The sequence below is a fragment of the Deltaproteobacteria bacterium genome (assembly GCA_029860075.1).
Lineage (GTDB): Bacteria > Desulfobacterota > JADFVX01 > JADFVX01 > JADFVX01 > JAOUBX01.
The window spans coordinates 1-19845 of record JAOUBX010000062.1; the positions used below are offsets into that span (position 1 = coordinate 1).

The following is a 19845-nucleotide window of genomic DNA, read 5'->3' on the forward strand; positions in this document are numbered from 1 at the left end:
TGATTTATCCACTTTTTAAGATGATTTATCCACTAAGGACACGAAGGGTCACGAAGAGAGAATGTTTCCTAAAAATATTTACCTGAAATAAAAACACCCTCTTGTCAAGGGGACCGGGGGGACTTTCTAATTCGTTTTCATCGGTCAAGGGCGCTTTTTCGCAATCTCTGCGTCAATCTTCGGTTTTGCTTGTGCCATGTACAGTAGTACACCTCCGCGCAAACCCTTGATTTCCTTGACCTTGCAAAAAAGCCCTCCTTTCCAAATTGAAAACAAAGTTTGATTTATTATAGTTTCTGGATGGATACTAATTCAATGATTTGCAAATCCCCCCTCACCCCCCTTTACTAAAGTGGGGGATCAATGCAGCTGAGTGGATACACGTAAACTATTTTTTTCGTGCTTCAGTGGTTAAATCCTTTGGCTTGGTGTTAATCTGTATCTCATTATTCTTTCGCTCTTTATCCCGTCAATCCCGTTAATCCCGCCTAAAAACAAATCTTTTAATTCTTTTTTTCTTTGACAGGATTTACAGGATCAAATGGATTTTTAAAACCCTTAAAACTCTTTTTTCTTCTGACACTGAATTTAATACTTTCTTTTTTTCCGTGCCTCTGTATTTCCGTGCTTCAGTGGTAAAGTCCCTGAGTCAGTGTAAATCTGTGTCTAATCTCATTATGTCAACGAAGATAAAGCCTGATAGCCACTTTTAAAACTTTTCAGCTTTTGACTATCCGCAAGTGGGAGGTTTGCTGAGCTTCCTGAGTTTCTTCCGGCTCTGGTTGGGGTTGGCGTTTCATTTCATCGGCCACTCTGGCCGATTCGAGAAGGAGATAGGTTGTTTCCGAGGTGATATTCGTTTCATCGGTTTCAATATTATGCTGTATGCGAAAACGGCCCGAAGGCCAGCTCATCATTTCAAAGAAAGCGTCTTCACCCTGTTTCATATTATTCGACACGTGAACAATATTGCCGTTGCGCATGTATATTACACCCTGCTTATTATTATACCTGATGTCGACTCTCGCCGTTTTCAGGCCCATCTGAAGAATCTGCACTATTTCCGTTAAATGGAAGTCTTCAATATTTCCAATCAATCCCTTGGGTTCGGCTTTGTCTTCTTTATCCTGCTTCTCTCTTCCATTGCCGAGAAGCTCCCTTGTGCGAAGCATCAGTTCACCCATATCGAGAGGCATGCTCATATAACGGATGTGATCACCTTTAAAATGTTTAGGGAAAGCAGGATCGGTCATGACAAAAATAATGGGACAATTGCCGAAAAGCGGTATTTCATACATGGTGCTGAAGAAGTTTTTCAGCACTTCCCCTTTGAGCATCTGCACATCAACAAGCATGAGCCCGGGCAGTTCACGCTCTACATTGTCAAGTACTTCCAGGGCACTTGCCGCCTGGACAACATCAAAATCACCCATATCGACGCCTAGCTTGATGGCCCTTGAAATATTGGGACTCTCTTCAAAAACCAAAAGCAGCTGTTTATCTGTTCCCTTTCTCATCTCCTTATCGAGAACGGTAAGAAATTTCTCGGCAATCTCGGGGTCATAATCACTCCCTATGTGCTTGACTATCTCCCGGCGGGCCTCTTCATGACTATGGGCGGGCCGGTGCGGCCTTTCCGTCGTCATGGCGACGTAAGAATCGGCAAGATGGACGATTCTTGCACCGATACAGATATCCCTGCCGTGAAGTCCGCTGGGATAGCCGCTTCCGTCGTAGTTTTCATGGTGCTGCAATATGATGGAGTCCACGTTCCAGGGGAATTTGATCTGCTTCAGGATTTGTACCGTATTGTGGGGATGCTTCTTAATGGAAGTAAGTTCTTTATGTGAAAATGCCCGCTTTTCTTCCAGCAACTGCTGCTGAATGCTGAGCATGCCCATATCTCTTAAAAGGGCCGCTATCTGGATATTTTCCGCCCTTTCCTCTGACAGACCGAGCTTGAGGGCTGTTTTCTTTGAAAGGCGGGCCACGAGATGGTCTCTGTTAAAAAAGTAGCGGTTTGTTGCGCCGAAGATCTGCAGCATGCGGTCGGAAAAGCTCATGAAAAAGTCCTTGAAAAGTGAGAGCTGACCGCTGAGGGAGGTTTTGTTTTTAATAGTGCCCTTTAAATAACGGCAGAAGTCTTCCTTATTGAGACTGACGCAATCGCCGGAGCCTGATTCCGGCTTGACAAACATGACGTTCACGCCCGGCTTGAGGAGATCCACCATGGACTTAAAGGCCTCATGCTCTGTCTCGGTGAAATCTCCAATGACAAGGACCATGGCCACATGATCCTTTTTCAGGATATGAATGACGTCGAGCATGTCATGGGTGCTCAGAACCTGGAAGTCCTTGAGAAGCGACTTGTCAAAGTTCTCTTCTATCCCATCCTGCCTTTTAGAGTAAAGAAGTATTTTATTTTGAGACATAAGAATAATTTAGTAATTAGTGTCCATCCAGAAACTATAATAAATGAAACTTTGTTTTCAATTCGGAAAGGAGGGATTTTTTGCAAGGTCAAGGAAATCAAGGGTTTCGCCGAGTTGTACTACTGTACATCACACAAGCAAAGCCGAAGATTGACGCAGAGATTGCGAAAAAGCACCCTTTCCGGATGAAAACTAATTAAATACGGTTATATGCCCGATACAATGAAATTTTTTCCTGTATGGGCAAAGTTAAGATACTAAAAAAAACATTCAAAAAAAAGACATTTTCCGTCATTTGTAAAGATTTAGCGTAAAAAAACGCATAAAAAGCACCTTTCCAGGAGTGCCGCTCCCTTAAAGCACATAAAAACAAAGCAATATTAATGCCATAGAAGAGAGACGCTTTCAGATTGGGAGGCGGGAATATTTTTTGACAGGAAAGAACCCACCCTATTTGAGCGGCAGTCTGACCCTGAGAGGATAGCCGGGAATTATAGTGGAAAGCTTCTTTTTGATTATGGTGATTTCATTTTCACCTTCATCTTTCAGGTGCCTCACTCTGATCTCATTTTGCACGGCCCCGGCGCTATCCATATCTCCATTATTGATCGCTTTTTCCAGCTTTACATAGAGGTCAGGCAGGTAGTTTGCCCCGGCACTCACGTATCCCTTTGCTCCCAGCCCGACCCATTCAAGCATGGAGCGGCTTGTCCCTGCAAGGTAACAGGGAGTAGCTGAAATAAGGGACTCATCACCTGATGAATCCTTGATGGCGGCATGAGGCACAGCCTTTAATATATGAGCGGTGAGGGGATTATTGGTGTGCCTGGCGAAATTGTACAATATAAGTGGAAGTCTCGCCCAGGCGGCCAGTTCCTTAAAAAAACCAATGATTCCTGCTGCAGGCGCATTTGCATAATAATAGGGAGCCATAGCCACAATCGCATCGGCCCCTGATTCCCGGGCCCAATGGGCTGCCTCTTTTGCCTGCAACAAACTGTCGGAGGCTGTGTTAAAATAAATGGTTCCGGGAAAGTATTTTCTTGAAAGGACAAGAAGGTTTCTTCTTTCGGCGGGAAGCAGTGAAAAAAATTCCGCCGTTGTTCCATTTGCCAGTATGGATGAAACATTATTTTCAGCCAAATATTCAAGGTGAGCGGCTAAAGCCTTCTCATCTATCCTCGAGGCGGCATCAAAAGGTGTTGTTGGGGGAACTATCAAGCCGGGGAAAGTAAAACTCACTTTTTTCCTTTTTTAATACCTTAAAATTTAAAAGCCCTGTCCGGCTTTATTACCGGACAGGGCTTGACAATGCTTCAAAATGGCATTTATTAAATTACTCCCCATCTTTCCAGGTGGGGGAGTAATTTAAAAACCCCACCACCCCCCAGCATTGGCAATAATTTTATCACATTCATCCCCTGCTTACACGGCAGATATTGCTAAATATGCGACAGATATTGCTTTATCAGCAGTTATTATTGATACATTTGACACATTCAATTTTCCTCCCCCTTGAAGGACGGAAAGTATCCCAAGAAGCATCGCTTCCGACAAAACAGGCAGAGAATGTTTACGCTTACTTTTCCTTTAAAAGGGATTCTACGGTTTGTTTCAGTATCTCTTCATTAAAGGGCCGCTTCAAAAATGCATCGGCCCCGCCTCCGGCAAAATCCTTTTCAGAACTGGAAGCCACAATGGCTATAACAGGCATGGAACCCTGAATTTCCCCGGACCTTATCTTTTTTATGAGATCACTGCCGCTAATGTGACAGAGACTGACATCGATAATGGCAAGAACGGGACATTCCCGCTTTATGAGATTATAGGCCTTGTCACAATCGGAGTAACCGAGAACCCGGTAATCCTTTTCACCAAGTACTCTGGAAATAAGGCACATTTCATCGGCATTCCCCTCGGTTACCACAACGAGAGGAAGTTCTTCGCTGTCAGTATCTTTGAAAGAAGCATCCATAATAGTTTACTCCCATTCTATTGTTCCGGGAGGTTTGGAAGATATGTCGTAGACGACCCTGTTGACCCCCTTGACTTCATTAATAATCCTGTTGGAGATTCTCCCCAGAAGTTCATAAGGAAGGTGAACCCAGTCTGCCGTCATTCCGTCAAGAGAATTTACGGCACGCAGCGCAATGGTCTGCTCATAAGTCCGCTCATCTCCCATAACGCCAACAGAACGTATGGGCAGGAGAACGGCAAAAGATTGCCAGATCTTATCGTAAAGCCCTGCCGATTTTATCTCCTCCAGGACAATAAGGTCGGCCTCTCTCAGGATCTCAAGGCCCTCCTTTGTTACTGCGCCCAGTATCCTGATGGCAAGGCCGGGCCCCGGAAAGGGCTGCCGGCTGATCACTTCTTCAGGCATACCCAGTTCCCTGCCCAGTTCCCTCACTTCGTCCTTAAAAAGCTCCCTCATGGGCTCAACCAGTTTGAGCTTCATTTTTTCAAGGAGCCCCCCTACGTTATGATGGCTTTTTATGGTCGCTGAAGGGCCTTTAAAAGAGACACTCTCTATGACATCAGGATAAAGCGTGCCCTGGGCCAGAAAATTGATATCCTTGAGTTTGCCCGCCTCTTCATCAAAAACATGAACAAACTCGTTTCCTATGATCTTGCGTTTTTTTTCAGGGTCCGTCACGCCTTCCAGCTTTTTTAGAAAACGCTCTGATGCGTCAATTACAATAAGGTTAATATGAAAGTGTTTCCTGAACACCTCTTCAACCTTCTCACGCTCTCCCTTTCTCAGTAGCCCGTTATCGACGAAAATGCAGGTAAGCCGGTCCTTGATTGCCCTGTGAATAAGCACAGCCGTGACAGCCGAATCGACACCGCCCGACAGACCGCATATAACACCCTTATTTCCCACCCTGGCCTTTATTTCGGCACACTGGCTCTCGATAAATGACCCCATGGTCCAGTTCCCCTCGCAATTACAGATATGAAAAACAAAATTTCTCAGCATTTCTTCACCTGAAGGCGTGTGTACAACTTCAGGATGAAACTGGATGGCATAAAAGTTTTTCCCCCTGTTCCTCATGGCTGCAACAGGGGAATTATCGGTATGCCCAATGGGCTCAAAACCCTCTGGAAATTGCTCGATCCTGTCGCCATGACTCATCCATACCGTATGGGCGCCGGAAAGACCGGCAAAAAGATCGGTGGCATCATCAACGACGAGGCTTGCCCTGCCGTATTCTCTTTTAACAGCCCCTGCCACCCGGCCGCCCATAAGCTTTGTCATGAGTTGCATACCGTAACAGATACCGAGAATAGGGATGCCCATTTCAAATACGCGGCCATCGACAACAGGCGCATCTTCATCATGAACAGAGGAAGGCCCCCCCGAGAGGATGAGTCCCCTGGGATTCATCTCTTTAATTTTACCAAAATCGATATTGAATGGGTGAATTTCACAATAGACATGGCTTTCCCTGATCCTGCGGGCAATAAGCTGCGTGTACTGTGAACCGAAATCGAGAATGAGGACCATCCCGGAATGAATATCTGTCATTAAATTGTTTCTCCTTTATTTTCAGAAATGGCTTATATGTGGTAAATGAATTTTCCTTCCATGTCTCTATCGATGCCGAGGTCCTTGCCCCGGTTACAAAGGTCCCTGATAGTAATGGAATCAAAAAAAGAAGCAACCTTGCTGTTCAGTTCGCTCCAGATGGGAGCGGTTACGCACTCTTTACTGAATACGCATTCACCTTCCCCTTCTGAAGGCTTGCAACTCACCAGTTCAATATCACCTTCTATGGACCTGATAATGTCACCAAGCGTTATCTTTTCAGGCTCCCTGCCAAGCATATATCCCCCCTTGGGTCCACGTACCGTTTTGATAAAACCGGCCTTTTTGAACTTAATAAAAATCTGCTCGATATAACGGGGCGACATGCCCTGGCGCCTTGCAATATCGTTTACCTTGGCCGGAATGCCGCATGAATGATAGGCAATATCAAAGAGCGCCCTTACGCCGTATGTTATTTTTGTTGATAGTTTCATGACAGGTTCTTTAAATTTCAGCTTTTATATTTCTACTTTTTTAACAAAAACCTCTTTTGCAATTTCATGATCAATAGCAATACTCGTCTCGCCTATATCAAGAACGTAAGTGGGCTGCTTCTGGTGAAGCTTGACCACGGCGCCGGGAACGAGACCGAGTGAACTCAACCTGTTTAAGCGGTCATGGTGCCTTGGCGCAATAAAAACGACCCTGCCTCTCTCTGAGGGAGCAAGTTCCGTCACATTGAGAACAAGGGGTTTAACCTCCTTGCTGAAGGCCTTGCAGCAATCTCCCTTTGGGATAGGTTCACCATGAGGGCAGGTAGGCGGATGTCCCAGGAAAGTACAGATGCTGTCCGTCACTTCAGGCGTCAGAATATGTTCAAATTCACAGGCCGTATTTTCCCACTCTTCTCTTTCAAGTTCAAGAACATTCGACAGGAGCCACTCGGCCAGCCTCAGCCGTCTTACGACGCTTTCTCCCGTTTCATCACCGGAAGGTGTGAGTGTAATCAGACCATGCGACTCTTCAATGTATTTATCTTTAAGCATCTCTTCGAGAAAGAGCGCCGTATTTTCCACTTTCGATGCCTTAATGATCTCTTCCCGCTTTGCCGGTTTCCCCTTCTCCTTGAAGGTCCAGATCAGTTCGAGAATTTCTTCCACATCTTTATGCATAGATGTCTCCTTCCTGTTAGTTCCTCAAAACTTCCTAAAAAAATAGCAGACTAAAAGGCCACTTCAAGAGTCCTTAAAGTAAAGTTTACAAAACCTCCCACCAAAAGTGCAAAGGGAAGTATAAAAGCCGTCATCCAGAATGCCGTTTTAAAACCTCTCTCTTTTACAATCATAAAAAGATTGGCAATGCATGGAATAAAAAGTGTCATCGTTACAAGGCTTACCACCGTCTGGACAGGATCGAGGAGTCCGTCTTTTTGCAGCGCATAGAGCCCTGCGGCGCCATAATCTCTCCTTAAAAAGCCGATAAGGAAAGCCTCTGCCGCCTTGGGAGGAAGCCCCAGAAAGGTCTCGATGAGCGGCGCCGCCAGCCGTTCAACGACCTTGAGCAGGTTAAGCCGGTCCATAACAAAGAGTATCAGCGTTCCCAGGATGAAAAGCGGGACAGCTTCTTTCAGATACCAGTCTATCCTTGCAACGGTTTTAATGAGGATATTTTTAAGCTGGGGAACCCTGATGGGCGGCAGTTCATAAATAAAATCCGTTGCTTCCCCGGGAATAACACGGGCTGCCAGATAACCGACAAGAAAAAGCACAGCCACCACAATACCGAGCCAGACAATGAGGGCATTGAAGGAGACGCCCCCCAGCATACCGAGGATAACACCGAGTTGTGCCGAACAGGGTATGCCGAGAGCAAGAAGAAGCGTTACGATAATCCTGTCTTTCCTGCCGTCCAGTATCCTTGTCGTCAGTGTTGCCATCGTATCACAGCCAAGGCCGAGAACCATGGGAAGGACGGCCTTGCCGTTAAGGCCCATAAGCCTGAAGATCTTGTTTACCATGACGGAAAGCCTGGGGAGGTAGCCTGAATCCTCAAGAGCGCTGAAAGCAAGAAAGAAAGTGCCCACAATGGGAAAGACGATGGCGATGGCATAAGAAAGGGCCATGGTGATAAGTCCATAGTCACCGACGAGAAAATCCTGAACAATTTTAAAAGGAATCAATGTCTCGATGATCTTCGTCGACCAGGGATTGATATAGTTGCCGAAAACTTCCGATTCGAGGAAATCGACACAGGTACCGGCGCCGAAATCTCCCACAAAAAGATACATGGCATAAAGAACACCGACAAGGATGGGAATTCCCCAGATGTAATGCATCATGAGATTGCCAAGGGTGTTCCTGAAACCGCTTCTTTCCGTCATGGAAAGGGTAAAGACCTCTTCTATAATACCGTCAACGACTCTCATCCTGAGGCGGTTAATGATATATCCTGTCTTTTCTTTATAAATAGCGCGAACAGACCGGCAAATATCTTCAATTTTTTCAAGCGCATCACTGTCAAGGTTCTCGTGAAGCCAGTACTTAAGCGTCTCATCTCCCGCCAGAATCATGAGGGCAATGGAGCGGCCTGAAATATTTGCCGGGGGAAGATATTTTTCTACCTCTTTTACTGCCTTTTCGATACCTTCATCGTAGGACATTTTAAAGGAGGATTTTTTTGGCGATTCCAGGGCTTTAACCAGTTTATCCATTCCTTTTTTTCTTGTGGCCACCGTAGCGACGACATCAACACCGAGACGCCCTGAAAGTTTCTCTATATCAATCGTAATACCACGCGATTCGGCTTCGTCGAAGAGGTTGAGATCGAGGACAAAGGGAAGGCCCATTTCTGCAAGCTGAAGAGAGATGAGGAGTGATCTTTTCAGGTTTTTAGCATCTGCCACCTGGAGAACACGGTCATGGCTTTCATCAAGGAGGATGTTTCTTGTTACCTCTTCATCTTCCGACATGGGAAGAAGAGAATTGACACCGGGCGTATCGATAACGGAATAACTCTTCCTGTTCAGCGTCGCCTTACCCCTGGAAACTTCTACCGTCGTTCCGGGATAGTTGGATACGGTCACATAGCGGCCCGTAAAATATCCAAAGATAACACTTTTTCCTACGTTGGCATTTCCAACAAGAAGAATTTTCTCCATTCCCTCGTGGGAGGAGTCATTTTCGGGTCCGTGATTATGCATCAGCTCTCTTTTTTCGTCCCTTTGTTACAGGCACTGCAATACCCGTAGAGTTCAAGTTTATGAGTAACAACGCGGAATGAGAGCTTTTTTGCCACTTCGTCCTGTAAGTCTTCTATTCGCTGGTCTTCAAATTCGATAATCCTGCCGCAGCTCATGCAGATGAGGTGATCGTGATGTTCTTCGGGATCGACATGCTCGTACCGTGTCTGGCCGTCATCGAAGTGACGCTCGGCGGCAAGACCGCTTTCACTGAGCAGTTTAAGCGTTCTGTATACGGTGGCATAACCGATTTTGGGATTAATTTTCTGAACCATATGGTGAAGGTCTTCCACGCTCAAATGACCGTCACTTTTAAGGAAAGTGTTTATAATGTCATCACGCTGGCGTGTTGACTTAAGACCTTTCTCGGCAATAAATTTCTCAAAAACCTTCATCTTTCGATCATTCATAACTACCACACTTTTGAAATTGAAATTTGTTTTCAAAGCGTCGATTATAATGTGAACGGTCGCTGCAAGTCAACCCAACTGTTGAAGTGATTTTATTTGGAAAAGTAAAAAGAATTAATTTCCTGTAAAGGCCTTTATCGCTATTCCATGGAAAGGACTATTTTGGCTGCGGTGAAAGCATTTCCTTTAGGACCGTCATATTTTTCCTCATTAACCTGTGATAAAGTTCTTTTGAAGGGTCCCCCGTTGCAACAGGATCAAGCGCCCCTACCCTGGCGCCTGATTCTTTTGCAATAACCCTGACCCTCTTTTCTGAAAAGAGGGGTTCTGTAAAAAGCGCTTTCACCTTCTCCTTCCTCATCATGGCGGTCAGCCGCCCCATTTCCGATGCAGAGGGCCCTTCACCGGGCCTGTGATAAATGACGGAAACCACATGAAGCCCCGTATCCCTTGCCAGATAATCAAAGGCATTATGAACAGTAACGATTCTCTTGTCAGGGAGAGCAGCAACCATTGTTTTTATCTCCTCATTTAAGCGATTGAGGCTGTCGGCATATTTTTCACCATTTTTCATATAAATGGCAGCCCCCGCAGGATCAATGGCTGAAAGGAATTTTGCAATATTCATTACCTGCATGGCAGCCAATTTTGGACTTACCCAGGTATGGGGGTTATGCTCCCCATGATGAGGGTGGTCATCATGGCCCTCTTCTTCCTTATGAGCCCCCGTTTCAAGAAGGGGCAATCCTGACGCACTTTCAAGAAGGGTCCCTTTCGTCTTCCTCCCGGCGATAAGATCACCCAGAAATTCCTCGATCCCCAGGCCGTTAATGATAATAAAGTCGGCATCTTCCACCTTTCTCATATCACTTGGCCGCATCTGGTAATCATGGGGCCCTGCCTCACCGGCTATGAGACAAGCAACATCGATGCGGTCACTCTCTCCGACAACATTGAGCGTAAAAATATAAACAGGCAGAAAAGAGGTAAGCACTTTTATCTTTTTTCTCTCTTCACCGGACGCAGACAGAGGATTTACAGAGGCAAGCACAAAAAATAATACAGGAAAAAAGATTTTAACTTTATTCATCGGGGAATCCTTTATACTCTAAATAGACGATACACTTATTGACAGACATTTTTTACATGCTAAAATTAATCACATCACTAAGAGAGGTCTCGCTATGCTTAAAAAACTTATCATCCTGCTTATTCCCCTCATATACACCATTTCATGCGGCCCCATCCACTTCAAGAGCGGAAAGCCCTTCACCATGTCCCATATCGAAGCCATAAAGAAAGGGGAAACAGGCAAGGAAGATATTAAAAACCTCTTTGGAGAACCTCAGCTTGCAGGCAAAAATGATTCCCATCAGGACATCTGGTCTTACCTCTATATAGAAGCAAAAGTTCCCCTCAGGGGAGGCCCGTCAAAAGAGAAGTTCCAGAGAATGACCATTACCTTTGAAGCGGACAAAGTCAAATCGATAACTTACGAAATGTCTAAAGAAACACCCTGATTAACCCTTCCAGTAGCGAAAAGGGCCTGTATCGAGATGAATAAAGTCCGGCCCCGGATAATATCCTACACCACCGCCCTTTAAACTCATGGCAGCATCCCTCATAAGGTAGAGATCACGGCCGGGCAGCCTCACATCGACGGCCTTACCCAGAAGATGCAGGCTCTTTTTGGCAACCCCTGAAGAACGGCTTCTAAGATAAGCGTTACTCTCCGAAGACCGATAGCCCGATATGATGTGAAAAGGTTCTTTAGCCTCGATTTTTACCGATAGTCGGTAGAGTAAATCAAGCAATTTAGTGTCAATAGCCTTTACATCTCCCGAACGATGATCACGCATGATGTGATTAATGTCATTGAGAGGCTCTGTCAAGTATCTGCCCATGGAATAATAGACCGCGCTCAGCCTTTCTCCTGTATGCATATTATAGAAGGAGAGCTTTTTTTCATATGAAGGCAAGACCTTTCCCAATGCCAGGGCCTGCCCGGGGAAAACAAGGGAAGCGGCAGAAAGGGCGCCCGCTTTAATTAATCTGCGACGGGTGACTGCAGGACCGGGAATATTCGAACTTTTTTCAATCAGCATTTACAATATCTCACTTCTTCTCGGATTTGCTGCCCTAATATAGCAAATCAGGACAAAACCTTCAAGGTGCACTCTTTTTTATTGTTACCAACGATACACTTCTTTACGATTAGATCTTCTTAATTATTTCTGCTAAAATAAAAATATAATAAAAATTTCAGGCCTTAGAAAAAATCCATATGTTCAGAGTTACCTGTCACCGATTCCGGATAAGAAGCATTAGTCCAGAAACAAAAAGGAAGATTAATGCACAAAGAAGATAAACCTCTTAACATTCTCCTCGTGGAAGACCTGAAGTTCGACAGGGAAATATTCAGGAAAACCTTTGAAAAGTCGAAACTTCCCTGCAATATAACCGAATGCATTGATGCAGAAAAAGCGTTGGAACTGCTTCGCCGGGAGGACCCCAAATTTGACGTTGCTGTTATCGATAATACCTTGCCGGGAATGACGGGACTTCAACTCTCCCAGGCAATTATGGATAGTGAAATAGACCTGCCCATCGTTTTTCTGACAGGGACCGGGTCGGAAGAAGTTGCCGTAGAGGCCCTCAAGATCGGCGTAGATGACTATATTATTAAAGGCGGTGAAATTCATAAAAAGATTTTAGCCCGGCAAATCTATAAGACCGTTAGAAACCATCAGGAACGCATCAACCGGATAAAAGCGGAAGAAAAACTGAAACTCTTCGCAAAAGCCGTCGAAACAACCCATGTAGGCATTACAATTACCGATCGTTCCAAAAAAATCATTTATACAAATCCCTCTGAAGCCCTCATGCATGGATATGAAAGGACGGAGCTTCCGGGCATGGAATCATCAAAATTAGCGCCGCCGGAACTTCAAGTCACCATGACGGAAGAGGAAATTGAGAACATAAAAAACTGGAGCAGGGAGAGTGTCAATATAACAAAGGAAGGCTCTATTTTCCCGGTGCATCTCGTATCAGACGCAATTAAAGATGCCAATGACAAAACAATTGCCATCGTTACGGCATGCATGGATATCAGCAAGCGTGTAGAGGCTGAAAAGGCGCTTCAAAAGGCGCATGACGAGCTGGAACTGCGGGTAGGGGAACGAACGGCAGAACTTACGAAAACCAATGAAGAGCTGCAAAGGAAGATCCTGGAACAGAAGGATGCCAAGGAAAAAGAGCTTGCCCGGGAACAAATGTTTATGCGAATTTTCAATGCCTCTGAAGATGCCATTTTGATACTCGATGAAGATAGGTTCATCGATTGCAACGATGCAACCATTCGAATGCTCCGCGCCGATAATAAGAAATCAGTCCTCTCCGCTCAACCCTGGGCGCTATCGCCTGAACGGCAACCGGACGGGCGTTTGTCTTATGAGAAGGCAAAGGAAATGATTGCTCTGGCCTGGGAAAAAAACTTTCACCGCTTCGAGTGGACTCACAGACGCATCGATGGGGAGGAGTTTCCCGTTGAAGTGACACTCACCACAACACAGTTCAATAACAGACAAGTTCTGTATGTTACATGGAAAGACCTTACTGCCTACAAACTGGCCGAGGAGGAGAAAAAAAACCTGGAAGCCCAACTCCTGCAGGCACAGAAGATGGAAACTATCGGCACCCTGGCCGGTGGCATTGCCCATGACTTTAACAACATACTTTCCCCCATACTAATGTCTGCCGAATGTATTCTGGAGGACGTTAATGAGGGCAGCCATACTCATCAGGCAACGGAGATGATAATTGACGCATCTAACCGGGCCAGGGAACTTATCCAGCGAATTCTACTGTTCAGCCGTCATGGCAAACAGGAACGAATCATTCTGGAAATTGATTCCCTTGTAAATGAAGCTCTCAAACTGCTTCGGTCTACCCTGCCCACAACGATCAAAATAAAACAGGATATTCATCTTAAGTGCAACACGGTAATGGCCGATCCGACACAAATGTATCAGTTGATAATGAACCTTTGCACCAACGCCTACCATGCAATGCCGGAGAGTGGCGGAGTCATTAAAATAGAGCTTATTTCCTTTGAAGTTACAGAGGAAATACTGAAAGAGCTTAAACTGCCTCACGGAAAATATATAAGGCTGAGCATCAATGACACGGGACATGGAATGGATGAAGTGACAAAAGAACGTATATTCGATCCTTTTTTTACAACAAAAGGCGCTGATAAGGGAACGGGCCTCGGCCTCTCTGTTGTCCATGGCATCGTACTGAGCCATGGCGGAGAAATATCTGTAGAAAGCGAAGCAGGAAAAGGGAGTACTTTTCATATCTATTTGCCCCTGGCTGAAAAGAATGAAGTTTTAGAAGATTTAAAACCGCACAAAAAAAATATCAGAGGAAATGAAAGAATCTTATTTGTAGATGATGAGCCTGCAATTACCTTTGCCGGAAAGTCTGTTCTGGAAGGTCTAGGTTATGAGATAACAACAATGAATAGCGCTTTGAAAGCAGCCCGTTTCTTTCGCCGTAAAAAGGAATATTTCGATCTTGTCATCACTGATTATACCATGCCTGATATGACAGGTGTCCAGCTGGCCGGCAGTTTAAGGAGCATAAGACCTGATATCCCGGTAATTATTATCAGTGGATTCAATAAAACAATAGACAAGGAGAACATAAATAGCTTCCATATCGATGACTATGTCGATAAACCGCTTACGGGCCATTCTCTTGGCAGTGCCATCAGAAAAGTGATGCAGAAAAGAAGTGAAGAGGGGTGAAATAAACGCATCTCTTCATCCCTCATATTAACCTATTCCGACGTTCCACCTCTTCCTTCCTCCATGTGCCTTTTTGTTCTCCAGGGTCTGGAGGCAATAAAAAAAGCGGCAATAAGCGTCGCCAGTATCCAGTCGCGTCCGATAAGAATAAGAGAAGTCCATGTATAGCCTCCGTAGGGCTTTTTAATTTCATTATAAAGGTCTCCTACCAGTATGATAAGAAGAATGGCGGGCACAAAGAATTTAATAAGAAAAGACCACCATGTACCAAGCTGAATAGAAGAAACCTTATTTATGTGTCTTCTTACCATTTCCAGGTTAAAGAACCAGCCCACAAGGAAACATTCAAGAATACCAACAATAACCAGACCGTAATGGGTAATAAAGTGATCTACAATATCGAGCCATAAAAGTCCGGCCTGGGTTGTAAAAACGACGGATCCCACGAAACCTCCTATGGAAACGAAAGTTATCAGCTTGCCGCGCGTAATACCAAATTTATCCGATATGGCAGCAACAAAGGCTTCGATAATAGAAATAGAAGAAGAGAGGCCGGCCACAACGAGACTGAAAAAGAATATAGCTCCGAATATGTTTCCTCCCGGCAGCAAAGTCATGGCCTTGGGATAAGCCACAAAGGCAAGACCTATACTTTGCGATACCACATCGGATATTTCCTTTCCCTGCTTAAAAGCCATATAGCCAAGAAGAGAAAAGGTGGCAAAACCGGCAAAGAGAGAAAATCCACTGTTGATGGCAGCCGTCATAAAAGCGCTCTTGGTGATATTTGATTTTGCCGGGAGATAGCTGGCATAGGCAATCATGATACCGAAACCTAAACTCAAGGTAAAAAATATCTGGCTATAGGCATCTATCCACACTTTCGGATTGGCAAGCTTTGAAAAATCGGGTTTAAGGTAAGCCTTGATACCTATTGAAGCGCCTTCCAGGTTAATGGCCCATAAAACAAGGACGGCGGTGAGCACAAAAAGGAGGGGCATAAAAATCTTGTTTGCCGTTTCAATCCCCTTTTCTACACCGCGGTAAACAATGGCCCAGTTAAGAAACCATATAACGGCAAGCGCAAAAAAGATAGGGGTCCGGATTTCTCCGAAATTGGACGGAGAATCGGAAACCTTCAGAAATTCCTTAAAGAAAAAGTCGTTTGGATCATCACCCCAATAAAGATCAAATGAATAAATGAAAAAGTTAAGGCACCATGCAATCACGACGGTATAGTAAAGGACGATACCGAACATGACGAAGGTAACGGCCCACCAGCCGAGCCACTCCCACTTGCGGTTGATCTTGGCATAGGCTAAAGGTGCGCTTCCTATTCTTTCGTGGCCCACACCGAATTCAAGGAGCAGGAGCGGTATCCCTGCCGTGAGCAGGGCCACAATATAGGGGATAAGAAATGCCCCGCCGCCATTATCATAAGCCATATAGCTAAAACGCCAGATATTGCCGAGACCAATTGCAGAACCGACAGCAGCCAGAACAAAACCGAACTCGCTCTTCCACTGTCCCCTTTTATCAGACATAAATAAACCTCCGGAAAATTTGACTTGGGAGAATAAAAACGGGGAGTATTATCTATTTTTTACAGCTATTTGAAAAGGTTTTTTTCTATAAACCCTTTTTTTCTACGTCCACCATCCCCTTTTTCCTAAAAGGAACACCTTCCATCCTGAGCAAGTCTGCCTTTGTTTCAAGCCCGCCTTCTGCCGAATAGCCTGTCAGCAGGCCATTGGAAGCAACAACCCGGTGACAGGGAATAATGACAGGAATGGGATTTGCAGCCATGACCCTTCCAACGGCCCGTGACGCATGGGGGCTTTCCGCCAGCTTTGCCACCTCGCCATAGGTGAGGACTTCTCCATAGGGAATATTTCTGACCAGATTGCATACCTTTAAAAAAAAGTTGGAACGGCCGCCAAGGTCCAATATTAAGGGGCTGAAATCAGCTGCCTTTCCGTCATAGTATGAAAGCAGAAGTTGAAGGGCCTTTTCAGCATTTTTCCATCCTCCACATTTGGCAGAAGAACCATTGCCGGGAACAAAAGCATTTTTTGACGGCAATTGAACAGAAAGAATACCTTCTCCGCCATATTCAAGCAAGCCTCTTCCTGCAGCCGTATCAAAGTGAAGGTGTGCCACTTTTTCTACCTCTTCTTTCCTTAAGCGTTTTTAAAAGGTATCCCACTTCTTCACTTCTGAAAATATATGAAAAAAGCGTGTAGGTAATCATGCCTGCGCCGATTGCAGCGCCGAGAACAAATGCTTTCTCCAGATTGATACCATCAACTTCCCAGTTTCCGAAACGGCAGATACAAGCAGCCGCATACCAGGTAAAAAGAGACGCAAGGGCTGACTTTACGAATGAACTGATGACCGATAAATCGATAACCTTGCCCAGCCTTCGTCCTATGATGGCAATAAGTATAATAAGGTTTATCATTGAAGAAAGTGTCGTGGCAAGCGCAAGCCCTCCATGAAGAAGGGGCCCCATCAATATGATTGAAAAAAAGATGTTGGCAATGAGGCTGATAAAGGCCGCCCACACAGGTGTCTTCATGTCCTTCATGGCATAAAAAGCGGGCGCCACGACCTTGATGCCCCCCACAGCCCATATTCCAAGCGCGTAATACCTGAGGGCATCTGCTGTCTTTAGAGTCGTCTCATAATCAAATTTTCCTCCCTGAAAAAAGAGACTGAAAACGGGAATGCTCACAGCATAAAGCCCTGCCGCCGCCGGCAGCGTAATGAATGTAATGACTTTAAAAGAAAAGGTGATCGATTTCCTCATATCATCCAGCCTTTCCGAAGCTGCCTGTTCAGACAGGGTTGGAAGAATGGCTGTTGCCATAGAAATAACGAAGATGCCGAGAGGGAGTTGAAAAAAGCGGTCGGCGTAATAGAGGTAGGAAATACTTCCTTCAGGGAGATAGGAGGCAAGAACAGTCGTTGTAATAAAAACATTGAGCTGGTAAACGGCAACACCGAAAAGGGCCGGCACAATGAGAAGAAGTATCCTCTTTAGTGAAGGGTGGGAAAAGTTAAAGTCAATTTCAGGGAAATATCCCTCTTTTTTTATGAAGGGTATCTGTAGTAAAACCTGTGCTAATCCACCCATTAAAACACCTATTGCAAGCGCTGTAACGGGCTCCTCAAAAAAAGGGCCTGCCATGACAGCCGACAGGATAAGAGCAATATTAAGAAGAACAGGCGCGGCAGCGGGAGCGGCAAATTTTCCAAGTGAATTGAGCACAGCCATTGCCAGTGCAACAAGGCAAATGAAAAAGAGATAGGGAAAGATCAACCGGGTGAGAAAGACCGTTAGTTCCAGCGTCTTTTCATCCTTAAAGCCGGGCGCAATGAGCTTTACAATAAAGGGAGCAAAGATAATGGAAATAAGGACAACCGTAACAACGGTGAGGCTTAGAAAAGTAAAGGTTACATGACTGATCTTTTTTGCCTCACTCTTCCCTTCCTTAACAAGGGCCTCCTTGAAAACGGGAATAAATGAAATGGTTAGAGCCCCTTCGGCAAAGAGCCTTCTAAGCGTGTTCGGAATTCTAAAGGCCACAAAAAAGGCGTCTGTGGCAGGGCTTGCCCCAAAATACCGGGCAATCACCATATCACGAAGGAGTCCGAATATCCTGCTTAGCGCAGTAAAAGCGCCTACGAGAGAGGCCCCTTTTATAATTTTCCTGTTGTCAGACATTTGTCAGTTTAAATGGCAGGGCCTGTAACCCTTTATAATGATTGAAATAAAGCTGTCAATATGCTAAATATAAACATATATAGAGAGTAAGATAAATTCTATATTGATCATGGGAATAGTAATGTATTAACCATGAAAAAACAACTCTATCATATCAGACTGCTTTAAAGAGCAGGAAAAGTGTCTTCATAAACAATATAGCCGGCTTAAAGAACAGGAGGCTTAAATGGCCGTAAAGATTGGAGATATGCTTGTTCAGGCCGGGATATTGACCAATGAACAACTTGAAGAGGCCCTCAAGTACCAGGTCATTTACGGCGGAAAGATCGGCACAAATCTCATTGAGCTTGGCTATCTCGATGAAAGCACCATCGCCTCTTTTCTCAGCAAAAAGCTCGGCATCCCCTACGCCAACTTTTCCAGCCTTGCCAATATCCCTGATGATACAATACATTTACTCCCCAGGAACCTGGTCGAGAAATACAGGGTTGTGCCCATTGAACTTGAAAAAAACAGGCTTACCCTTGCCATGTCGGACCCCACCGACTTTAGCGCCATCGATGAAATTTCTTTTATGACCAATTTTTCTATTAAACCCATTGTCACACCGGAAGTGGACATAGTAAGGGCGCTGGAGAAATATTACGGAATCAAGAGAGACTTGCGCTATATTTCCGTCATTGAACGGGAAATAGAAAAAGAACTGGAAATTATCCGCAATCCTGAAAAGGTGGTTCAGGAAGAAGAACCTCCCCTTAAAAGGGACATAGAAAGAGAGGCCGAAAGGGAGGTAAAAAAAGAGAAGGAAGAAGAAAAACCGAAAGTTAAAGAGGCTGAGCCAAAAAAGCGGGAAGCAGCGCCTGAAATAAAAGAAAAACCCGAAGAAATCGTTGACCTTGAAGATGAGCTTGAAGAAGCTGAACTCATCCAGGAAGAAGCAAGAAAGGAACTCATAGAAAGATATTCCATCGATGACCTTTCAAGAGCGCTCGCCGAACCGGCTGACCGTGAAGTCATTGCCGATGTGCTTATTAAATATCTCTCTGCAGAATTTTACAGGGCCGCCCTTTTCATGGTAAGAGGGAATAATATCATCGGCTGGCGGGCAGCCAAAAGCAAAGACCTGATCCCCAACTTTGAAGCCCTTCAACTTTCAGCTCAAGAACCTTCCGTTCTTAAAACCGTTTCCGAAGGAAAGAGTTTCTATCTGGGACCGATTACCAAAACGGGTGTTAACCTGCAAATGATTAACGCCCTGGGAGGAGGAACCCCTACAGCAACGCTGCTTGTTCCCGTTGTCATTATGGGAAAAGTGGTCAACATCATCTATGTGGAAGGCGGCGCAAAAGAACTGGGTGATACAGTCGTCGAAATTCAACGGCTCGCCAACAAGGCTTCCATGTCATTTGAAATCCTTATCTTTAAGAACAAAATTATGATGACCTGATGAATGTAATGAAAGATTTTCAGGATCTCTCCCTTCCGTCAAAATAACACTTTCACTTGAATATCAAATAGATATGGCTTCCCGGTTGGAACAGGGAAAAGCAAAATAACCTGTTTTAAATCCCCCTTAATCCCCCTTTACAAAAGGGGGAAATTAAGTTCCTCCCTTTTGTAAAGGGAGGTCAGGAGGGGGATGGGTTATTTTTTTGATACCCTTCCCCACCCCAAGCCTCTACCCTCAAGGGGCAT

16 protein-coding genes are annotated in these 19845 nt (G+C 45.0%); 3 read left to right on the top strand and 13 right to left on the bottom strand.

The annotated features are described in order from the left end of the window. Positions 1 to 719: 719 nt before the first annotated feature. The 9 genes from OEV42_16035 to OEV42_16075 all read right to left on the bottom strand — a co-directional run bounded on the left by OEV42_16035 (position 720) and on the right by OEV42_16075 (position 10699). On the bottom strand, positions 720 to 2432 hold the full coding sequence (locus tag OEV42_16035; protein ID MDH3975783.1) for a DUF4388 domain-containing protein: 1713 nt from the start codon (positions 2430 to 2432) through the stop codon (positions 720 to 722). Between the two features lie 450 nt (positions 2433 to 2882). Further along, on the bottom strand, positions 2883 to 3674 hold the full coding sequence (locus tag OEV42_16040; protein MDH3975784.1) for a dihydrodipicolinate synthase family protein: 792 nt from the start codon (positions 3672 to 3674) through the stop codon (positions 2883 to 2885). A gap of 337 nt (positions 3675 to 4011) precedes the next feature. Next, positions 4012 to 4407: a response regulator gene (locus OEV42_16045; protein MDH3975785.1), complete on the bottom strand. Its 396-nt coding sequence runs from the start codon at positions 4405 to 4407 to the stop codon at positions 4012 to 4014. Between the two features lie 6 nt (positions 4408 to 4413). Further along, entirely contained in the window at positions 4414 to 5961 is a 1548-nt protein-coding gene (gene guaA / locus OEV42_16050; GenBank protein MDH3975786.1) for a glutamine-hydrolyzing GMP synthase, read from the bottom strand. 32 nt (positions 5962 to 5993) lie between these two features. Further along, on the bottom strand, positions 5994 to 6455 hold the full coding sequence (locus tag OEV42_16055; GenBank protein ID MDH3975787.1) for an Rrf2 family transcriptional regulator: 462 nt from the start codon (positions 6453 to 6455) through the stop codon (positions 5994 to 5996). A 24-nt stretch (positions 6456 to 6479) separates the two neighbouring features. Continuing rightward, entirely contained in the window at positions 6480 to 7133 is a 654-nt protein-coding gene (locus tag OEV42_16060) for a metal-dependent transcriptional regulator (GenBank protein ID MDH3975788.1), read from the bottom strand. A gap of 50 nt (positions 7134 to 7183) precedes the next feature. Continuing rightward, positions 7184 to 9160, bottom strand: a complete 1977-nt coding sequence (gene feoB / locus OEV42_16065) for a ferrous iron transport protein B (GenBank protein ID MDH3975789.1) — start codon at positions 9158 to 9160, stop codon at positions 7184 to 7186. Next, complete coding sequence (locus OEV42_16070; GenBank protein MDH3975790.1) at positions 9160 to 9609, bottom strand: transcriptional repressor; 450 nt, start codon at positions 9607 to 9609, stop codon at positions 9160 to 9162. Before OEV42_16070 ends, feoB begins: the two co-directional genes overlap by 1 nt. 157 nt (positions 9610 to 9766) lie before the next feature. Next, positions 9767 to 10699: a metal ABC transporter substrate-binding protein gene (locus OEV42_16075; GenBank protein ID MDH3975791.1), complete on the bottom strand. Its 933-nt coding sequence runs from the start codon at positions 10697 to 10699 to the stop codon at positions 9767 to 9769. A 94-nt stretch (positions 10700 to 10793) separates the two neighbouring features. Between OEV42_16075 and bamE the strand changes: the two genes are divergently transcribed. Then, positions 10794 to 11129 carry an outer membrane protein assembly factor BamE gene (bamE, locus tag OEV42_16080; GenBank protein MDH3975792.1) on the top strand — a complete coding sequence of 112 codons (336 nt, stop codon included), beginning with the start codon at positions 10794 to 10796 and terminating at the stop codon, positions 11127 to 11129. Here the strand turns inward: bamE and OEV42_16085 are convergent, their stop codons facing one another. Then, positions 11130 to 11714, bottom strand: a complete 585-nt coding sequence (locus OEV42_16085) for a DUF882 domain-containing protein (protein ID MDH3975793.1) — start codon at positions 11712 to 11714, stop codon at positions 11130 to 11132. Between the two features lie 246 nt (positions 11715 to 11960). On the opposite strand from OEV42_16085, the gene OEV42_16090 reads away from it, so the two are divergent. Next, positions 11961 to 14423, top strand: a complete 2463-nt coding sequence (locus OEV42_16090) for a response regulator (protein ID MDH3975794.1) — start codon at positions 11961 to 11963, stop codon at positions 14421 to 14423. Between the two features lie 32 nt (positions 14424 to 14455). Here the strand turns inward: OEV42_16090 and OEV42_16095 are convergent, their stop codons facing one another. From OEV42_16095 to murJ, 3 genes are all read right to left on the bottom strand, one after another. Beyond that, the gene (locus OEV42_16095) at positions 14456 to 15967 is read right to left on the bottom strand and encodes a sodium-dependent transporter (protein MDH3975795.1); all 1512 of its coding nucleotides are present in this window, start codon (positions 15965 to 15967) and stop codon (positions 14456 to 14458) included. 85 nt (positions 15968 to 16052) lie between these two features. Further along, entirely contained in the window at positions 16053 to 16583 is a 531-nt protein-coding gene (locus OEV42_16100) for an MGMT family protein (GenBank protein MDH3975796.1), read from the bottom strand. Next, a complete protein-coding gene (murJ, locus tag OEV42_16105) occupies positions 16564 to 18150 on the bottom strand; it encodes a murein biosynthesis integral membrane protein MurJ (GenBank protein ID MDH3975797.1) in 1587 nt (528 codons plus the stop codon). The genes OEV42_16100 and murJ overlap by 20 nt, the downstream gene beginning before the upstream one ends. Positions 18151 to 18376: 226 nt before the next feature. Here murJ and OEV42_16110 point away from each other — a divergent pair, with 226 nt between their 5' ends. Continuing rightward, a complete protein-coding gene (locus OEV42_16110) occupies positions 18377 to 19597 on the top strand; it encodes a general secretion pathway protein GspE (protein MDH3975798.1) in 1221 nt (406 codons plus the stop codon). The last annotated feature ends 248 nt before the right edge of the window (positions 19598 to 19845 follow it).